Raw genomic sequence first — 18,182 nt, 5'->3', positions numbered from 1 at the left:
TCTAATCTGGCACAATTATTATGCATCTTTTAGAGCGACTGCCTGTGACTTTGCCTACAATTTCTGAACGCTTTGAGCAATGTCGTGCCCGCCAACGCTGTGCCCTGATTCCCTTTTTGACTGCCGGTGACCCTGATTTAGAAACGACGGTTGCTGCCCTCAAGGCCTTAGATGCCCATGGTGCAGATTTGATTGAACTGGGAATGCCCTATTCCGATCCCTTGGCCGATGGTCCCGTGATTCAGGCAGCCGCTACCCGCGCCCTGCAACGGGGAACTCGCCTCGAGGCAGTCTTAGAAATGACAACGGACTTACACCGCCAACTGAGGGCACCACTCATTTTATTTACCTACTACAATCCCATCTACCATCGAGGGGTCTCTTCATTTCTGAAAGCCGTTGCCCAAGCCGGGATCAAGGGCTTAGTGATTCCGGATTTGCCCCTTGAGGAAGCAGAACCCGTTCTTGCAGAAACAGCGCATCTAGGCTTGGAATTGACACTACTGATTGCGCCCACCACATCGCCCGAACGGATGCAGGCGATCGCCACCGCCTCCCAAGGTTTTATCTACCTTGTCAGCACCACGGGTGTCACTGGCATGCGCCAAGAAATGGCCACTCGGGTTCAGGAACTGTTGCACACCCTACGCCAGATCACTCCCAAGCCCATTGGTGTCGGGTTTGGCATTGCCAGTCCAGAGCATGCCCGTCAAGTGCGCGATTGGGGCGCCGATGCTGCCATTGTTGGTAGTGCCTTTGTCAAACGGCTGGCAGAACCAGAGCAGGGAGTTGCCGCTGTCGCCGAGTTTTGTCAGTCACTCCGCACAGCCCTCGATACGCCCTAGGGACGCACCGTCAACGTAAAGTAAATGCCATCGGACTGCAAACTGCGGGTTTGACCGGGCAGATCAATCAATGGTGCCGCGTACTGGAACTGAATGTCTAAGTTGGGTGTTGGTTGCACCAAGAGTCCCATGCCTAAACCGGCAATCACATTGTTAGGCACTGCACCCGCAGGATTACGGCTATTGTTCCAGACCACCCCCAGATCAAACAGGGGCCCAATGGAAATAATTGGGCGACGATTGGCAGTGCGCAGTACGGGAAAACGGGCTTCCCCAGAGAACCGCAGGCCATTATCCCCAGAGAGGGCATTGGTTGAGTAACCCCGCACCGACAGGGGGCCACCAATGACAAATTGGTGAAAGGGGAGCAGGCTATTGGGACTCAGTTGCACATCCGTACGCAAAATCAAGAAGTTATCTGCCCAGAGGCGTTGCAGCCGCTGTCCCTGTCCCAGCCAGCTAAAGAAAGTACCATCAGGGGTTGGACTGGGGTTTTCGGTGGCGCCAAAGATCGGCAGGCCAAAGTTGAACTGCGAACGAAAGACCCATGCCCCTTGGGGATCACGGCGGATATATTCTTGGCTCACTTCCAGCACTCGGGTGGCACTATAGCCCGATGAATCAGAACCAATGGAAATGGGGGTTGGCACTCCCAAAACAAAAGTCTGTGCCGACTGCATCAGGAAGCCAATGCCAAAGGCTAGTTCCTCACGGATATTGCGAATCACCGGTTGGCGAAAACTGGCTTCGTAAATAGAAGACTCACTGCGAATATTCAAGCCAGCAAGGGCGGGGGGGCGGGTAATTTCGCTGTCTGCTTGTACGGTGCGAATGGTGAGTGTGCCATTCATGGCATTGAGGGGCAGACTGTAGCCAAACTCCACAGTGTTGGACGCTCCCCAGTCAAACGTGCCTAGGTTATTACCGATGGCGTAGGAACCGTAGACGCTATCGCCGCGACCACTGAGGTTGTTGTATCCCAAAAAGGCCGTGGCCCGATCCGGGGCGATCGCTGGCGGCGTATTGTTATCCAAACCAAAAGCAGCATTAAACCAGCGGGCAGGTACCACCCGTACCACCAAAATACTGTCCTGGGGCGTCGTGCCGGGTCGCAGACTGGCAGAAAGATTGGCAAAGAGAGGATCCGTTCGCAGCAGGCGCAACTGCTCTTCCAGACGATTGGAGTTGAGGGGCACGCCGGCACCGAGGGCAATACGACTGCGAATATAGCGTTGGATAATTCCTTTATTCCCTTCAATACGAATGTCCTCTAGGCGGCCTTCAAGCACTTGAATCGTGATTACCCCATCCCGTGCCACCTGCTCGCCTAAAACGGCGCGAGAGGTCAAATAGCCCCCCTCAAGATAGAGTTTTGTAATCGCATCGGCAGCGCCTTGTAGCTTCGCAAGCGTCACCTGACGCCCTTCCAAGGGCTTAATAATCGGATCAAATTCCGCAGGCCCAAAGATAGTACTGCCTTCAACAACAATTTTTTGTACAGGTATTAAAACATTTTCTGACTCGGGGGTTGGGCTAGGGGGTGAAGGGGGCGGTTCAAGAGCGGGTGGCGAAGGGGAGGGTAGAGGGGGTGGTTCCGGTAGGGGGGGCTGAATATCCTGTTGGGTGGGGGTGATAACTGGAATCGCTAAAGCAGGTAACACCGCTCCCGTACTGCCGAGAACAGAGAGAAGGGCAACGGGTGCAAATAAGTTTGTTTTCACGTCCTCAACCCCAATGCTTAGTTATTTGGTTTTAGATAGGGCAGCAAAATCAATACAAAAATTTGTCTCTTTTCCTGAGGGTCAAGCCCAAGGAACCATCGGCGTGAGGAGTTATTGATTCTTGCCTTCAGATTTTAGCGGATCATTTGTGGTTGTTGGCAACGATCGCCCCCATCAACACTGACTCCGAACCTGTTTCAAGCGGGGGGAAGTGCCGTTTCAGCAGTGCCATCAGGGTTATTAACGAGGGCGGATTCATCAATGGCCAAATCAAACCAAAAGGTACTGCCGACCCCCAATTCACTAATTAAATGAATTTGTGTATTGTGCTTGTGGATAATATCTTGGACAATGGCCAACCCCAGCCCTGTCCCCTCTAGGGTATGCACGCGATTCTCAACGCGGAAAAACCGTTCAAAGACGCGGGGTTGATCCTCTGGGGCAATGCCCATACCCGTGTCGGCGACTTCAATGCGCACCCGTTCCTGCTCTGGATCGCTGGGGGGATGCCAGACATAGGCACGAATGGTTACCCGTCCATTTTCGGGGGTAAACTTCAAAGCATTCCCCACCAAGTTAGTGAGGGCACCAATGAGTAGATCGTAGTTGCCCCAAACCGGTGGCAAGGGGTTTTCCACTTCGGCAGTGAGGGTAATGGACTTATTGGCAGCATTGAGTTGGTAGGTGCGCATGATCTGATCAATCACCTGCGCCATCTGTACCGAGCCAAATTGATAGGGGCGACCCGATTCGAGGCGAGAAATATCGAGGAAATCATTCACAAGACGAGTCAGGCGATCGGTCTCGTGATTCGCGGTTTCCAGAAACTCCTGCTGCTCTTTTTCACTAAGACTGCTGCCGTACTCTTGAATGGTTTCGATGATCGATTTGATATTGAATAGAGGTGTGCGCAATTCGTGGGAAACATTGCTAATCAATTGCGCTTTGGCTTCGTTGAGTTCCACCTCGCGGGTGATGTCCTGAATCGTAATCGCAATGCCCTTGGGTTTTTCCCGTTGCACATCCATAACCGTTGTCAGCAAAATGCGTACCGATCGCGAGCTGGGTTCTTGGAGCGTGACGCGAAATTCTCCCCCTTCCGATTCGCCCTTGGAGGCTTTGTAGAGAGGACAGGTGAGTTTTTCACACACCGGCGCCGGAAAACAGTTCAGGGCATTTTGACCAATGACATTCATCCCCTCCCAATTAAAGAGACGTTGAGCCGTGGGGTTGACCAAAATAATCCGCATGTCAGTGTCCAACAGGATTGCCCCATCGGCAATGGTGGAAACCAAGGTATCCAGCTTGGCTTTTTCCGCTTGCAGTTCTTCAATGTTTTGCGCTTCGTAGGAAGCAAGCCGCTCTGCCATGTCATTAAAGCTAGCAATCAACTCCCCCAGTTCACCACCAAAGGGCAGGTTAATGCGTTGCTTAAAATTTCCTGCGGCAATGTTTTTCACCCCCTGTACCAACTCTTTGATGGGTTGGGTAATGGTCAGGGCATTGAACACTCCGCCCAAGATCACCATGATCCAGAGGGAGACAAACACGGCAATGGTCAGATCACGGGTGAGATTGGCAGAGGCAATAAGCGTTTGGTTGGGATTAATGCCCAAAGCCACAACTCCTAGATTTTCATCATTAAATATCAATGGCACAAAGACATCGGCCACAAGGCCGTCGGGGGTTTGGTGTTGGCGCACAAGGGGTTCTTGGCTGGCACGGTAGGTGTCCGGCAGTTGAATACGGCGGCGCAGGGTCAGCGCACTTTCCACTTGGGGGGCAGAGTAGGGGAGGCCATAGTAAATTTCGCCATCGGGATCGGCATAAAGGATGTAGCGAATACTGGCACTGCGCTCATAGAACTTACGGGAAAATTCGGCAACAGCGGCGGTATCCCCCTTGGCCACGAGGGGCGCCACATCGGCAGCTAAGAGCAACCCCAAATCGCGGCCATAGCGGGTGTCATTGAGGTGGGCATTGGTTTGAATGGTATTCACCGCCCAAAAGGTGAAACCACTCATGATGATCGAGACCACGAGGGTTGCTGTGGCCATGAGGCGGGTTTGAATTTTGAATTCCGACCACCAACGGGCAATGCCCCGCAATTTATCGCTCAAGTCCCCTTGGGTTTTCTCGGTTTTCAACACCACCATTGCGCCTAACGTACGAAAAATTTTCCCTGATTCTACGGGATTTTGCTCACATTTTTATTGTGGCATCTGAGAGGGGTTCCAAGCGGGCAAACTCTTCAATGCGGCGGCTATAGCGTTGCAGCATCTGCTCACTCCAAGTGGCATCGGGACTATTGACGTAGAGGTGTACCAATGGCTCACTGGCATCGGGCAGAATCAGTACCCAGTGGTCAGTATTGGGTTCACCAATTTTGACGCCATCAATGAGACTCAAGTGATTGCGGGGATGGGTTTCCACCAAGTGGCGCATCAATGACCCTTTGGCAATCCAAGGACAGCGAATCGGGCGATGATAGTAGTGGACGCGGGGCAGTTCTTGGCGCATGACGGTGAGGGGTTTGCCAATCAGTGCCAGCAGTTCGATCAGGGTGGCGATCGTAAACATGGCATCAAATCCCGGATGCAGTTGTGGGAAAATAAATCCCGTTTCCGCAGAACCGCCGAGAACCACACCGCTGTGGTGTTGGCAGGCTTCCATGAGATCAGTGGGGTTGGTGCGACTGCGAATCACTTGTCCGCCCTGTTGATGGGCGATCGCCTCCACCGCACTAGAAGTTGTGACCGGCACCACGACAGTGCCCCCCGGATGGGTCAAGAGGATCAAGTAGGTCATCAACGCTGTGAGTTCTTGATCACTGAACACCTGACCGGCATTGTCCACTAAGGTCAACCGTTCACCATTGGCGGAGACTTGCACCCCCAAACTGGCAGATAGCGCTGTCACCACCTGTCCCAGTTCCCGCAGGAGTCGCTGTCGCTCGAGAATATTGAGGGGGGTTGGGTGCAGGGTGGCATTGAGAACAACGGCATCACAGCCAAACTTACTGAGGATTTGTGGCAAGACAACCCCAGAAACGGCATAGGCATAGTCAATGACAATTTTGGCGGCGCTACCATAAAACAGTTGGGTATTTAGCCACTTTTCAAAGCCCTGGGCATAGGCGGCCACGCAGTTGTTGGGATGGGTCATGACACCGACATCCGTAAGTAGGGCGCGGCGAATATCTTCGCGGAAGTAGGCGGTTTCAATTTGCCGCTCTTTGGCTTTGCTCAGGTTGATGCCCTTATGGTCAAAAAACTCAATCAACAGTTGATCGGCGCGATCGGGATGGGCACGCACATGAATTCCGCCGCTGACTGAAAGGGTTTGGGCAGCAAAGCGGGCAATCGGTAGGGCGATCGCCTCCAAATTGAGGACATGAATCCCCACCGACATCAAACCCGACATCAGAGCATGGGACACCATCCGCGACACATTGCGCTGATCTCGCGACACCAGCACACTAGTTCCGGGCTCAAGGATTGAAGCATAGGCGGCCGCCAGCCGCACAGCAAACTCCGGTGTAATGTCCACATTGGCCACACCGGCTACCCCCCGCTGGCCAAAGAGATAGCGTTGCCCCGTTGTGCCCCAGATCAGGCTTTCATTGACAATTGCACCCGCTTCAATGCGTTTGCCCGGCCAAAGCCGCACCCCCTGACTGAGGCTAGCTTCCTCCCCGACCACACAGCGACTGCCAATAATTACCCCTTCGTGCACCCTCACATGGCGATCGACATGGACATGGCGAGCCAAAATGCAGTGCTCTAATTCACTGTCATCCCCAATAAAACAGCCACTCCAAGCCACCACTGAGCGCAACCGACTGCCATTACCAACAATCACGTTATCTCCCAAGATCGTCCCTGCCCCAAGGGTGACCCCCGCACCAAAGCGGCAGTTATTGCCCAAGACTAGCGGCGCCTGTAGCTGAACTGTTTGCGGCAATGTGGTGTTGTGCCCTACCCAAATTTGCGGCTGAACTTCGTGCCCCTGAATTTCCAAGTGCACGCGGCCATAGAGGGCATCCTGTTGCACCTGTTGATAGGTTTGCAGACTACCGACATCGCACCAGTAGGCATCGGTGATATAACCATACATCGGCACATCCGCCTGCAATAGCAACGGGAATAAATCCCGCGAAAAATCCCGCTCGATGCCGCTATTGAGATAGTCCATGACAGCAGGGCTGAGGATGTAGATGCCTGTATTCACCGTATCCGTAAAGACTTCCCCCGCTGAGGGCTTCTCGAGAAACCGCCGCACGCGACCATCGCTATCAGTAAAGACAATGCCAAACTCCTTCGGTTGAGGTACACGGGCAAGGATCAGGGTTACGGGAGCACCGTGCTGCTGGTGAAAACGGAGGGCATCGGTTAAATCGATATCGGTAATGCTATCGCCACTGACCACCAAAAAAGGATCCGTTAGCAAATTGGCAATGTTTTTGACTGAACCTGCTGTGCCAAGGGGCTGCTCTTCCTCAACGACATAGCTTAGGTGCACCCCAAACTCATTCCCATCGCCAAAATAGTCGCGCACGACATCGGGGAGATAGTGCAATGTCATGACCACATCATCAAGGCTATGGCGGCGTAGGAGATTGAGAATATGCTCAGCAATGGGACGATTGACCACCGGCACCATTGGCTTAGGTAGATCACAGGTGAGGGGACGCAACCGAGTACCACTTCCCCCGGCCATGAGGACGACACGCACTGTTTTCTCCTTTGTCAAACCTCGCCCTAGGATCCCAGTGTAGGAGAGGACGGCAGGCTCAGGGGGATGGCTTCAGGAAACTGCAATGATTTTTGACACTTGAGAGTAGCCTAGGCATAAAAAAACCTACCCTGGGTAGAGGGCAGGTTCAGAGCATGATATAACGCGATCGCGCCTAGGCAGTAAAGCCAGCTTTGTATTCGGCGATCGCCTCTTTCAGCAAGGCTTCAGCTTTTTCATCCAGTTTTTGGGTGGTGCGGATGATTTCGCCGTATTCGGGCTTGCTTGTGTGTAGGTAGTCCCGCAGACCGGCAACAAACTTGGCCACTGCCTCAACGGGGATGTCGTCAAGGTAGCCATTGGTACCGGCGTAAATGGTTGCCACTTGGTATTCCACCGGAATGGGTGAGTACTGGGGCTGCTTGAGAATTTCCCGCAGGCGTTGGCCTCGTGCCAGTTGGTTTTGGGTGGCTTTATCCAAGTCAGAGGCAAACTGGGCAAAGGCTTGCAGTTCATCAAATTGCGCCAATTCCAGCTTCAGTTTGCCAGCCACCTGCTTCATGGCTTTGATTTGAGCAGCAGAACCCACCCGTGACACGGAAATCCCCGCGTTGATGGCAGGACGCAAGCCAGCGTTGAAGAGGTCAGAGGAGAGGAAGATTTGACCGTCGGTAATGGAAATGACGTTGGTGGGAATGTAGGCAGACACGTCACCGGCTTGGGTTTCAACCACAGGAAGCGCCGTCATGCTGCCACCGCCGAGGGCATCGTTGAGTTTGGCGGCACGCTCCAGCAGGCGGGAGTGGAGATAGAACACATCCCCAGGGTAGGCTTCACGACCGGGGGGACGGCGCAGCAGCAGCGACATTTGCCGATAGGCTTGCGCTTGTTTGGAGAGGTCGTCATAGATGACGAGGGTGTGCTTGCCTTGGTACATGAAGTACTCAGCAATCGTGGCACCGGTGTAGGGAGCGAGATACTGCAAAGCGGCTGGATCACTGGCGTTAGCGGCAATCACAATCGTGTAATCGAGTGCACCCCGCTCCCGCAGCACGTTCACCACTTGAGCGACACTGGACGCTTTTTGACCGATGGCCACATAGACGCAAATCACATCTTGGCCTTTTTGGTTCAGAATTGTGTCAATGGCAACGGCCGTTTTTCCGGTCTGGCGATCGCCAATGATCAGTTCTCGCTGACCACGACCAATGGGAATCATGGCGTCAATAGCCGTAATCCCCGTTTGCAACGGCTCACACACAGATTTGCGCTGGACAATACCGGGGGCAGGGGATTCAATCAGGCGGGTTGCCGTCGTGTGGATCTCCCCTTTGCCGTCAATGGGGCGCATCAGCGCATCCACGACCCGACCAATGACCGCTTCACCCACAGGCACGGAAGCAATTCTACCGGTGGCCCGCACCGTACTGCCTTCTTCGATACCGAGGCCATCGCCCATCAGCACCACCCCTACGTTATCCTCTTCGAGGTTAAGGGCAATCCCCACGGTGCCGTCTTCAAATTCCACCAATTCTGAGGCCATCACTTTGTCGAGGCCATAGACACGGGCAATGCCATCGCCCACCTGCAATACAGTACCGACATTATCGACTTTGATCGACTGTTCGTACTGCTCGATTTGCTGGCGAATAATGCTACTGATTTCGTCGGGTCGGATACTTACCATAGAAGTCGCTCTCAAGGGTTGAACAGTTTACAAAGGGACGTTAAGCGGCTTGCGCCAAGGTGAGACTGAGGCGGCGGAGTTGACCCCGCAGACTAGCATCAAAGACTTGGGAGCCAACTTTAATCACCACGCCACCAATCAGTTCGGGATCGCAGGCAGTGACAAGCTCCACATCGGCAGCACCGGTCATGGCTTTGACCTTTTCGACCACGGCACGGCGTTGATCGTCATTGAGTTCGACAGCACTGGTGACTTCCGCCAAGACCACATTGCGGAGTTTGCGCACAAGGGCACGATACTGCTCACAAATAGGGCCAAGAAGGTTAATTCGCCGCCGATCCACGAGCAACATTAAGAAGTTGAGGAAGTAGCCGTGCACCTTATCCACTGTCAACTGCCGCAGCACATTCTTTTTGGCCTCAGGCTTGATCAGGGGATTGGCAAGAAACTGTTGCAGTTCACTGGAGCTGGCAAGGAGTTCCAGAATTAACTGCGTGTCCTGCTGAAACTGATCAATGAGGTTGTGGGTTTGCGCCAACGACAGCAGCGCCTCGGCATAGGGTTCAACAAGTTCACCACGGACAGTGGTCTGCATCATTTGCCTCCTAGTAGGGCAATACTGCGATCAACAAGGGTGCGTTGAAGGTCTGGATTTTGGCTCAAACGCGCTTTGAGTTGGTTTTCGGCCTCGGCAAGTGCCATAGCAGCAATCCGCTCACGAATTTCGGCGATCGCCCGCTCAGTGGCGGCACTGGTATCTTGGGAAGCGGTTTCCTTCAAGCGCTCAATTTCTCGCTTGGCTTGGGCAATGAGTTCTTCCTTGGCAGCCTTGGCACGGGCAAGGGCGTCTTCGCGAATGCGTTGTGCCTCCTGCTTGGCCTGAGCCAGTTTTTGTTGCTCTTCGGCGAGGCGGGCAGCGGCCACTTTCTGGCGTTCTTCGGCTTCCGCAATGGCTGTGGCAATTTGTTGCTGGCGATCGCCCAAGGTTTTGCCAAGTACGCCCCGCCCAAAATACACCAATACCCCAATAATGATGGCAAGGTTGATCACATTGGTTTCGAGCAAATTGGTGTTAATGCCAAAATGCCCCGCTTCTTCCGTTGCCAATAAAAATACTGCGTCCATGACCCACACTCCTAGGCCAGTAACTTCGCTAATAACTGTTCACTCAAGCTGGCAACTTGACCCTCAAGCGCTTGCAGTGTCGCCTGCTTTTGCTGATCAATTTCTGCTTGAATCTTGAGTAACTCTGCCTGCACGGCCTGCTGTGCTTCAGCAATTTCGGCGGTGGCAATTTTTTGTGCCTCGGCTCTGGCCTCTTCAATCAAGGCTTGGGCTTGGCGACGGGTACTGGCCAATTCCTGCTCATACTGCTGAGCCAGTTCAGTTGCCTGTTGCAACCGCTCCTTGGCCTGCTGCAAGTTGGTTCGGATATATTCATCCCGATTGTCCAGCGCCTGACCCAAGGGCTTGTACAGCAGCGCATTCAAAATGACGGTCAAGATTAAGAATTGCACAGCCATCAGGGGTAGGGTGGCATCAAAATCAAACATCAGCCTCTCCAGAATGGGGGATCGGGGGAAAGCTCATCCAAGCCTCCCCCACTGGGGTTAATTAGGATGCAAAGGGGTTGGCAAACAGGAGCACCAGCGCAATCACCAGACCGTAGATGGTCAGGGACTCCATGAATGCCAAGGTCAGCAGCAGTGTACCCCGAATTTTACCTTCCGCTTCCGGTTGCCGCGCAATCCCTTCCACGGCTTGACCAGAGGCATTCCCTTGACCAATCCCAGGCCCAAGCGATGCCAAACCAATTGCCAGAGCAGCAGCCAAAACAGAAGCAGAAGCGACTAACGGATCCATAGTTGATTTCCTCGAGACGTAGTAGGACGAAACAAAATTTCCAGAGATAACAATAGCAGGGTATGTACCCCTTTTAGGAGTGAGCCTCTTCGTGCTCGCCGCCATGCCCCTCCATGGCCTCCCCAATGTAGGTGGCTGCGAGGGTGGCAAACACAAGGGCTTGAATGGCACTGGTAAAGAGTCCCAAGGCCATCACGGGCAAGGGCACAAACAAGGGCACCAGCAACACCAAGACCCCCACCACCAATTCATCCGCCAAGATGTTGCCAAAAAGACGGAAGCTCAGGGAAAGCGGTTTTGTAAAATCTTCCAAGATGGCAATGGGAAGTAAGACGGGCGTTGGCTCGATGTACTTGGTGAAATACTTCAGCCCCCGCTTGCGTAGCCCGGCGTAGAAATAGGCCAAGGAGACCAGTAAAGCCAAGGCCACGGTGGTATTGATGTCATTGGTGGGTGCTGCTAGCTCCCCTTCTGGTAGTTCGATGAGTTTCCACGGTACCAGTGCGCCTGACCAGTTACAAACAAAAATGAACAGGAACAGTGTCCCCACAAAGGGAACCCAAGCTCGGTACTCGTGCTCACCCATTTGGCTCTTGGTCAAATCGCGGATGAATTCCAGCGCGTATTCCATCAGATTTTGAATCCCACTGGGCACCCGTTGGATATTCCGCGAGGCGGCAAAGGCCGCCGCAATCAGAATGGCCATCACAAACCAAGTGGTGATGAAGACTTGACCGTGAACTTTTAGGTTGCCAATATGCCAGTAGAAATGGTGCCCCACCTCCAACTTGGCAAGGGGAAGAGCTGTCCAAAGGTGTATCAAAGGCATCATGCCTCCGCGCTCGGTTGTCTAAGCACTACAGTGAGCCAGCGTTAAGGGGACGGCAAAACCGTACGAAACATATAGACCAGAATGGCGGCTTTGTAGGTTAAGAACCCCAAGAACACTGGAATAATATGTAGCTCTTGCCAACGGGCTGCCAAAATAATCACAACCACGACGACAAGGAGCTGCGTTTTCCCCAGCTTTTTCTGGTCGTTTCCTAGGCGCTCCACACTGCGGGCGAGGAGCCGCAGATAAATTAGGCTCGCACTTGCCCCCAAAAGGTAGTTCAACGCTGTGTTCAGGCCGTGAATCAGCCAAACCGCTCCAAAGGCGATCGCCATCAGCACGAGGCTTGTCGTGAATAATTCGCGACAGAGTTGATAAAACTCGGCCATCGAGCCGCCCTTCTTTGGGGAATTGGCAATGGTTGATGGCGCAGAGGGTGCTGAAGCAGAATCGGGAACAGTCACAGCAGAATAGGGAGCATCCGAGGATGCCTTGAACTGGCCACTAAGCATCCTATCACGCAGTGGTTACATTTCATTACGGGATTCTGCTTCGTCGATATTGCTGTTCATTTCATTGCGAATGTGCCGCTCAAGCAGTTGAAAAATCTCCTGTAGACGTTGAGGATTGGTGAGGTAGAGGTATCCCAGTAGGGCTTCAAAGCCAGTAGCTTGGCGGTAAATTTTTGCGGCAACTCGCTTTGGGCCATCGGCAGCCGCATTGCGACCCTGACGAAAAATCGAGCGTTCGGTTTCGGTGCAATGCTGCCAAAGGAAGTCCATATAACGGGCTTGACTTTCAGCACGCACATGCGCCACCACTTGGCGGTGGTAGGTATTGATGCGTTGGGGCGGGGTTAGAAAAAGCCAGCGGATAAAGAGTTCATAAACGGCGTCGCCAAAGTAGGCCAAAGCCGCCGGTGGCAGTTGATGGGCGGGAATTTTGGGGGGGACAAGGGGCAATAATCCAGCAGAGTCCAGCATGACGTTTCAGCTAAAGAGACCCCCCTTGGTTTTACTGCCACAGGAACAGAATGTTTAGGAATGGGTTTCGCCAGTAATTTGGGCGATCGCCGTCGCCAGATCCGGCTGAAGGGGCAAAAAGTTTTCTAAACGCACGAGTTTGACCGTTTGGGTGATGCGGGGATTGGTGACAATTTGCAGTTGACCCTGATGCTCTTGGGCTTTTTTGGCGAGTTGTACCAAAATGCCGAGGCCAGAGCTGTCAATAAACTCAATTTTTGAAAGGTCTAAGATGACGTTGGCAGGCCCATCGTCAAAACACTTACTAATGACCTTGCGAAAGGCCGACTCGGAGAACGCATCAATGAGACCCGTCAGGCGAAACACTTGATAGTTATCGCGAATCTCACGGGTACCCCTTAGGCTTTGGGTGAGGGCAAGTGGTTCAGAAATGAGAGCCTCCTTTGCCGATAACTGGACACACAAAACGATAGAAAACAAGTATAGATAAACGTGGCATCCTTGTCTATGACTTGATCGCTAACTCAACAAAAGTTTGGAAGTGCAGCAACCGCAGGAAGCTCTTTGCCAGAATCGGATCAGGTACCGCCCCAATGAAATTCTCCAAACTCGTGATGAGCCTTCTCAGCAGTAGCGGTCTGGGATTGCTGAGTTTATCTATTTTCGCCCAAGAAATGCCAGCGGCGACTTATCCCCCAGAGGCGATCGCGGTCTTTATGCAGGAGTGTCAAACCAAATTTGCGGCGCAAGCGCCTCCCGGCTTTGGCGATCGCGGCGATCGCTATTGCACTTGCCTGATAAACCGCCTCCAACAAAAAATGAGCTATGAGGAATTTCAGAAAATGACTGCCGACAATGAACCCCCGGAAGTTAAAGCCGCAACCAATGAATGTATTGGCGCTATTTTCTAGGGCGCCTAGGATGGACGGGCGATGAGCCTGCGCCTGTTTTGGCATCGTCGCGATCTGCGCCTCAGTGACAGTGTGGGGTTGGCGGCTGCCTACACCCAAACTCCCAAAGTGGTTGGCATTTTTTGCTTTGACCCGGCGATTCTCAGTGCCTCGGACATTGCGGCGGTGCGGGTGACATACCTCATGGGTTGCCTACAGGCCTTGCAAGAAGCCTATCAGCGACTTGGGGGGAGCTTTTTAATTTTTCATGGTGACCCGCGTCAAATTCTGCCCCAAGTGGCCGGTGGCTTAGGGGCGGTGGCGGTGCATTGGCATGAGGATGTGGAACCCTACGGTCGCGATCGCGATCGCGCTGTGGCTGCTGCCCTCAAGGAAAAAGGCATTGCCGTCGAAACCACATGGGATCAACTCCTACATCCCCCAGAGGCCGTACAAACAAAACAGGGGCAGCCTTACACCGTCTATTCCCCCTTTTGGCGCAACTGGTCGAGCCTTGCCAAACCGCAGCCAGCTCCCACTCCCCAACGCCTCGAACCTCTGACAGAAGCTGAACAAGCGACAGCCACAGCCCTAGGGGCGATACCGCTGCCCACTGCCAAGGACTTGGGATTTCACTGGTCAGGAGAACTGATCCTTGCTCCCGGTGAAGCCGCTGCCCAAGCACAACTGGAGACCTTTATTGACCAGCACATTCAAGACTATGGTGAGCAGCGCAACTATCCAGCGCAACCTGGAACCTCCCTCTTAAGCCCTGCCCTCAAGTTCGGTGTCATTGGTATTCGTCGTGTCTGGGCAGCCAGTCAGGCCGCTATGGCCGCAGCCCGCAGTGAAGAGGCACAAACGAGTATTCGCACGTGGCAGCAGGAATTGGCGTGGCGGGAGTTTTATCAGCACGCCCTCTATTGGTTTCCCCACTTGGCGGAGCGTCCCCATCGTGAAGGATTTGCCACTTTTCCTTGGCTGAATCACGCAGAACACTTTGCGGCTTGGTGTGAGGGGCGCACCGGTTACCCAATTGTGGATGCCGCCATGCGCCAACTCGATGAAACGGGTTGGATGCACAACCGCTGCCGCATGATTGTGGCCAGTTTCCTCACCAAGGACTTAATCATCAATCCCCAATGGGGTGAGCAGTACTTTATGCAAAAACTGATTGATGGCGACTTGGCAGCCAATAATGGCGGTTGGCAGTGGAGTGCCTCTAGTGGGATGGATCCAAAGCCGCTGCGGATTTTTAACCCAGCCAGTCAAGCGCAAAAATTTGATCCTGAGGCGGAGTACATTCGCCGTTGGCTGCCGGAATTGAAATCCCTAGACACGGCAGATTTGGTGACGGGAAATATTTCTCCCCTAGAGCGGCATCGCTGCGGTTATCCCTTGCCAATTGTGGATCACGGGCAGCAACAGCGGCGATTTAAGCAGCTCTATCAAGCGCATTTTCGTTCACCCATCCCTCAAGGATAAAATTGACATTCCCCTGATCAGCGCAACAGCGTTATCCTGAAAAAGAACGATTTTTGCGGTTGCATCGCGCCCATGAATATCCTTGGCAGTCTGCTCACTCCCCCCACCACCCCTGTCCAAACTCGCCCCCGCCGTGGCATTGAAATTAAATCTAAGCGAGAAATTGAGATTATGCGGCAGGCCTCGCGGATTGTCGCGACGGTGCTCAAGGAAATCTCCCAAATGATTGAGCCGGGCATGACGACGGCGGATCTCGATGCCTATGCTGAGAAACGCATCCGCGAAATGGGGGCAACACCAAGCTTCAAAGGCTATCAGGGTTTTCCGGCCTCCATTTGCGCCTGCATCAATAATGAAGTGGTTCATGGCATTCCCAGCCCCCGCAAAGTGATTCGCAATGGCGACATCGTTAAGATTGACACCGGTGCCTACTACAACGGCTTCCATGGCGACTCTTGCATTACGATTCCGGTGGGGGAGATCTCTGAGGAGGCGGCCAAGCTTGTAAAAGTTGCCGAAGAAGCCCTCTACCGCGGCATTGAGCAGGTCAAAGAAGGCAACTACCTCATGGATTTGGCGGGTGCCATTCAAGATTATGTCGAAGCCAATGGCTTTGTGGTGGTGGAGGACTTCACAGGGCATGGTGTGGGTCGCAATCTCCACGAGGAACCCTCGGTGTTTAACTTTCGCACCACTGAACTCAAGAATGTGCGGCTGCGGGCAGGGATGACCCTAGCTATCGAACCCATTGTCAATGCGGGGTCAAAGCAGGTGCGGATTTTGCGCGATCGCTGGACAGCGGTTACGGTTGATAATTCCCTCTCTGCCCAATTTGAGCACACGGTCTTGGTCACCAAAACGGGCTACGAAATTCTCACCGATCGCACCCTTGTCTAACCCCTATGACGAAAATCCCCCCCGAAGTCCTCGAACGCCACTGCTTTTGCCGCAGTCGTAAGTTTACCTTTGAGGTCAATCAATATCGCTTGCCCCATGGGTCTGTCTCGATCTTGGGAACTGTGCGGCATCCAGGGGGGGCATTAGCTGTGCCGGTGACCCCAGAGGGCAACCTGATCCTTGTCAAACAATACCGCTTTGCCACTGAGGAATATCTGCTGGAGTTCCCAGCCGGCACCGTTGAGGATCACGAAAAGCCCTTTGCTACGATTGAGCGGGAAATTGAAGAGGAAACGGGCTACCGCGCCCACCATTGGCAAAAACTGGGAGAGTTTTACATTGCCCCCGGCTATTCTGATGAAGTGATCTACGCCTACTTGGCCACTGAGCTGGAAAAACTAGAGACACCCCCGCCTCAGGACACCGACGAGCACATTGAAATTGTGGAGTTTTCTCTAGCTGACTTGACCGCTGCGATTCATAGTGGTCAAGTGAAAGATGCCAAGACCGTCACCAGTTTCTATCTGGCCTTGCCCTATCTGCAACCCGCTTGAACACTGAAGTTGTTCGTAAACGTTTGTAAGCATCCTGCACCGCCCACAGTTTTGATCCCTCAAGGTGAGATAATGCGGAAATAATCCAAAGGTTGTACGTGCTGATTCACAGCTGTTTGAACTGGGACATTACTGAGTTTTTGATTGTTGAATTATGGAGCTAACCCATCGGCCTCGCCGTTTACGCCGCACGGCTCAAATTCGTCGCTTGGTGCGCGAGCATACCCTAACCACGGGCGATTTGATCTATCCGGTCTTTGTCATGGAGGGGGAAGATCAGGTGCAGGAAGTCCCCTCAATGCCCGACTGCTATCGCTATACGCTGGATCGCCTGATTTTAGAGCTGAAGGAGGTCTATGCCTTGGGAATTGGGGCGATCGCGCTATTTCCCCTTGTGCCTGAGCACCTCAAGGACAACGCAGGTACTGAAAGCTACAATCCTGAGGGTCTTGTCCAGCGATCGGTACGCGCCATTAAGGCCGTCTTACCGGATCTGCTGATCTTTACCGATGTCGCCCTTGATCCCTACAGCAGCGAAGGCCACGATGGCATTGTCAAAGATGGCGAAATTCTCAATGACGAAACCGTAGAGGTGCTGGTCAAACAGGCAGTGAGTCAAGCGGCTGCGGGCGCTGATTTTGTTGCTCCGTCAGATATGATGGATGGCCGTGTCGGTGCCATTCGGGCGGGTCTAGATGCCGCAGGCTATACCCACGTGGGGATTCTCGCCTACTCTGCGAAATACGCCTCCGCCTACTATGGCCCTTTTCGCGATGCTTTAGATTCGGCACCGAAGTTTGGTGATAAAAAAACCTACCAAATGGATCCCGCCAATGTCCGCGAAGCAGTGCGGGAGGTCAGCTTGGATATTGAGGAGGGCGCCGATCTGGTGATGGTGAAACCTGCCCTTGCCTACATGGATGTCATTGCCCAACTCAAGCAGGTGAGCGATGTTCCGGTGGCCGCCTACAACGTTTCCGGGGAATACGCAATGGTGAAAGCCGCCGCCCGCAATGGCTGGATTGATGAGAAAAAAGTGGTGCTGGAAACTCTCCTTGGCTTTAAGCGGGCAGGTGCTGATGTCATTCTCACCTACCATGCCAAGCAGGTGGCGCAGTGGCTGCAAGAGGGATTGAATTAGGCGCTTGCTTCTCGTAGTTGACGGGTGGTCTGAATCCAACTGGCAATCATTTTGTCCACTCGCTCATCCAGCTTGGGATCCCTCAATTGCCCTTCGGGTGTGAAGGCTTGCCACGCCTGACCAATGGCTACCTGCTCTGGAATCACCCAAGCATGCACCCAGCGCAGAATCACCCGTAGATCGTTGAGGGCATTGCTGTTGGTTTGGCCGCCGAGGACACTCATCATGGCGACCACTTTGCCGCTGAGGTGTTCAAAGCTGAGGAGATCAAGGGAGTTCTTGAGCACACCGCTAACGCTGCCGTGGTACTCCGGGGTCACCAGCAAAATACCATCGGCTTCCTTGACCTTGGTTTGAAAGATGGCGACATCGGGGTAGTCGGGGTAGCTCTCAGCACCGGTACAAAAGGGGAGCGTCATTTGCCGTAAATCCAGACGTTCAACGGTAACCCCTTGGGCGGCGGCTTTGGCAATGGCAACATCTAGGGCGCTTTGAGAGTAGGAGCCATCCCGCAGACTCCCTGCCCAACCAATGAATTTGAGCATAAACA

General features: G+C 53.5%; 19 protein-coding genes. 6 read left to right on the top strand and 13 right to left on the bottom strand.

Features of this window, described 5'->3' with window-relative positions; all coding sequences use genetic code 11:
* Window positions 1-50 precede the first annotated feature (50 nt).
* Window positions 51-845, top strand: a complete 795-nt coding sequence (trpA, locus tag M0646_RS03800; protein ID WP_315863179.1) for a tryptophan synthase subunit alpha — start codon at window positions 51-53, stop codon at window positions 843-845.
* Here the strand turns inward: trpA and M0646_RS03795 are convergent.
* From M0646_RS03795 to M0646_RS03740, 12 genes are all read right to left on the bottom strand, one after another.
* The gene (locus M0646_RS03795) at window positions 842-2,566 is read right to left on the bottom strand and encodes a ShlB/FhaC/HecB family hemolysin secretion/activation protein (protein ID WP_286649887.1); all 1,725 of its coding nucleotides are present in this window, start codon (window positions 2,564-2,566) and stop codon (window positions 842-844) included. The two genes, trpA and M0646_RS03795, sit on opposite strands and share 4 nt — an antisense overlap.
* A gap of 197 nt (window positions 2,567-2,763) precedes the next feature.
* A complete protein-coding gene (gene nblS, locus M0646_RS03790; protein ID WP_206199677.1) occupies window positions 2,764-4,722 on the bottom strand; it encodes a two-component system sensor histidine kinase NblS in 1,959 nt (652 codons plus the stop codon).
* 46 nt (window positions 4,723-4,768) lie between these two features.
* The gene (locus M0646_RS03785) at window positions 4,769-7,300 is read right to left on the bottom strand and encodes a mannose-1-phosphate guanyltransferase (protein WP_286626649.1); all 2,532 of its coding nucleotides are present in this window, start codon (window positions 7,298-7,300) and stop codon (window positions 4,769-4,771) included.
* A 175-nt stretch (window positions 7,301-7,475) separates the two neighbouring features.
* On the bottom strand, window positions 7,476-8,987 hold the full coding sequence (atpA, locus tag M0646_RS03780; protein WP_149818305.1) for a F0F1 ATP synthase subunit alpha: 1,512 nt from the start codon (window positions 8,985-8,987) through the stop codon (window positions 7,476-7,478).
* A gap of 40 nt (window positions 8,988-9,027) precedes the next feature.
* Entirely contained in the window at window positions 9,028-9,585 is a 558-nt protein-coding gene (atpH, locus tag M0646_RS03775) for an ATP synthase F1 subunit delta (protein ID WP_149818303.1), read from the bottom strand.
* Window positions 9,582-10,112 carry a F0F1 ATP synthase subunit B gene (locus M0646_RS03770; RefSeq protein ID WP_226972001.1) on the bottom strand — a complete coding sequence of 177 codons (531 nt, stop codon included), beginning with the start codon at window positions 10,110-10,112 and terminating at the stop codon, window positions 9,582-9,584. Before M0646_RS03770 ends, atpH begins: the two co-directional genes overlap by 4 nt.
* Window positions 10,113-10,123: 11 nt before the next feature.
* Window positions 10,124-10,540, bottom strand: coding sequence for a F0F1 ATP synthase subunit B' (locus tag M0646_RS03765; protein ID WP_206199672.1), 417 nt, complete (start codon window positions 10,538-10,540; stop codon window positions 10,124-10,126).
* A 61-nt stretch (window positions 10,541-10,601) separates the two neighbouring features.
* Window positions 10,602-10,850: an ATP synthase F0 subunit C gene (gene atpE, locus M0646_RS03760; RefSeq protein WP_009767951.1), complete on the bottom strand. Its 249-nt coding sequence runs from the start codon at window positions 10,848-10,850 to the stop codon at window positions 10,602-10,604.
* 73 nt (window positions 10,851-10,923) lie between these two features.
* Window positions 10,924-11,682 carry a F0F1 ATP synthase subunit A gene (gene atpB / locus M0646_RS03755; RefSeq protein ID WP_149818298.1) on the bottom strand — a complete coding sequence of 253 codons (759 nt, stop codon included), beginning with the start codon at window positions 11,680-11,682 and terminating at the stop codon, window positions 10,924-10,926.
* A 41-nt stretch (window positions 11,683-11,723) separates the two neighbouring features.
* Window positions 11,724-12,194 carry an ATP synthase subunit I gene (locus M0646_RS03750; RefSeq protein WP_286626642.1) on the bottom strand — a complete coding sequence of 157 codons (471 nt, stop codon included), beginning with the start codon at window positions 12,192-12,194 and terminating at the stop codon, window positions 11,724-11,726.
* A gap of 15 nt (window positions 12,195-12,209) precedes the next feature.
* A complete protein-coding gene (locus M0646_RS03745) occupies window positions 12,210-12,665 on the bottom strand; it encodes a Mini-ribonuclease 3 (RefSeq protein WP_149818294.1) in 456 nt (151 codons plus the stop codon).
* 54 nt (window positions 12,666-12,719) lie between these two features.
* Window positions 12,720-13,130: an STAS domain-containing protein gene (locus M0646_RS03740; protein ID WP_226972000.1), complete on the bottom strand. Its 411-nt coding sequence runs from the start codon at window positions 13,128-13,130 to the stop codon at window positions 12,720-12,722.
* Window positions 13,131-13,258: 128 nt separating this feature from the next.
* Between M0646_RS03740 and M0646_RS03735 the strand changes: the two genes are divergently transcribed.
* From M0646_RS03735 to hemB, 5 genes are all read left to right on the top strand, one after another.
* On the top strand, window positions 13,259-13,576 hold the full coding sequence (locus M0646_RS03735) for a hypothetical protein (RefSeq protein ID WP_286626640.1): 318 nt from the start codon (window positions 13,259-13,261) through the stop codon (window positions 13,574-13,576).
* Between the two features lie 21 nt (window positions 13,577-13,597).
* Window positions 13,598-15,040 (top strand): deoxyribodipyrimidine photo-lyase, 8-HDF type, encoded by a 1,443-nt coding sequence (locus M0646_RS03730; protein WP_286626639.1) that lies wholly within the window; start codon window positions 13,598-13,600, stop codon window positions 15,038-15,040.
* 72 nt (window positions 15,041-15,112) lie between these two features.
* Window positions 15,113-15,937 (top strand): type I methionyl aminopeptidase, encoded by an 825-nt coding sequence (gene map, locus M0646_RS03725; RefSeq protein WP_149818287.1) that lies wholly within the window; start codon window positions 15,113-15,115, stop codon window positions 15,935-15,937.
* A gap of 5 nt (window positions 15,938-15,942) precedes the next feature.
* On the top strand, window positions 15,943-16,491 hold the full coding sequence (locus M0646_RS03720; RefSeq protein ID WP_286626637.1) for an NUDIX hydrolase: 549 nt from the start codon (window positions 15,943-15,945) through the stop codon (window positions 16,489-16,491).
* A gap of 154 nt (window positions 16,492-16,645) precedes the next feature.
* Window positions 16,646-17,632, top strand: a complete 987-nt coding sequence (gene hemB, locus M0646_RS03715; protein ID WP_149818282.1) for a porphobilinogen synthase — start codon at window positions 16,646-16,648, stop codon at window positions 17,630-17,632.
* On the opposite strand, the gene M0646_RS03710 is transcribed toward hemB, so the two are convergent.
* Window positions 17,629-18,177 carry an NADPH-dependent FMN reductase gene (locus M0646_RS03710; RefSeq protein ID WP_286626636.1) on the bottom strand — a complete coding sequence of 183 codons (549 nt, stop codon included), beginning with the start codon at window positions 18,175-18,177 and terminating at the stop codon, window positions 17,629-17,631. The two genes, hemB and M0646_RS03710, sit on opposite strands and share 4 nt — an antisense overlap.
* Between the last annotated feature and the right edge of the window lie 5 nt (window positions 18,178-18,182).

Origin of the sequence: Thermosynechococcus sp. B3 (genome assembly GCF_030323045.1) — a bacterium.
Lineage (GTDB): Bacteria > Cyanobacteriota > Cyanobacteriia > Thermosynechococcales > Thermosynechococcaceae > Thermosynechococcus.
This window is presented reverse-complemented; position numbering and strand designations above follow the sequence as displayed.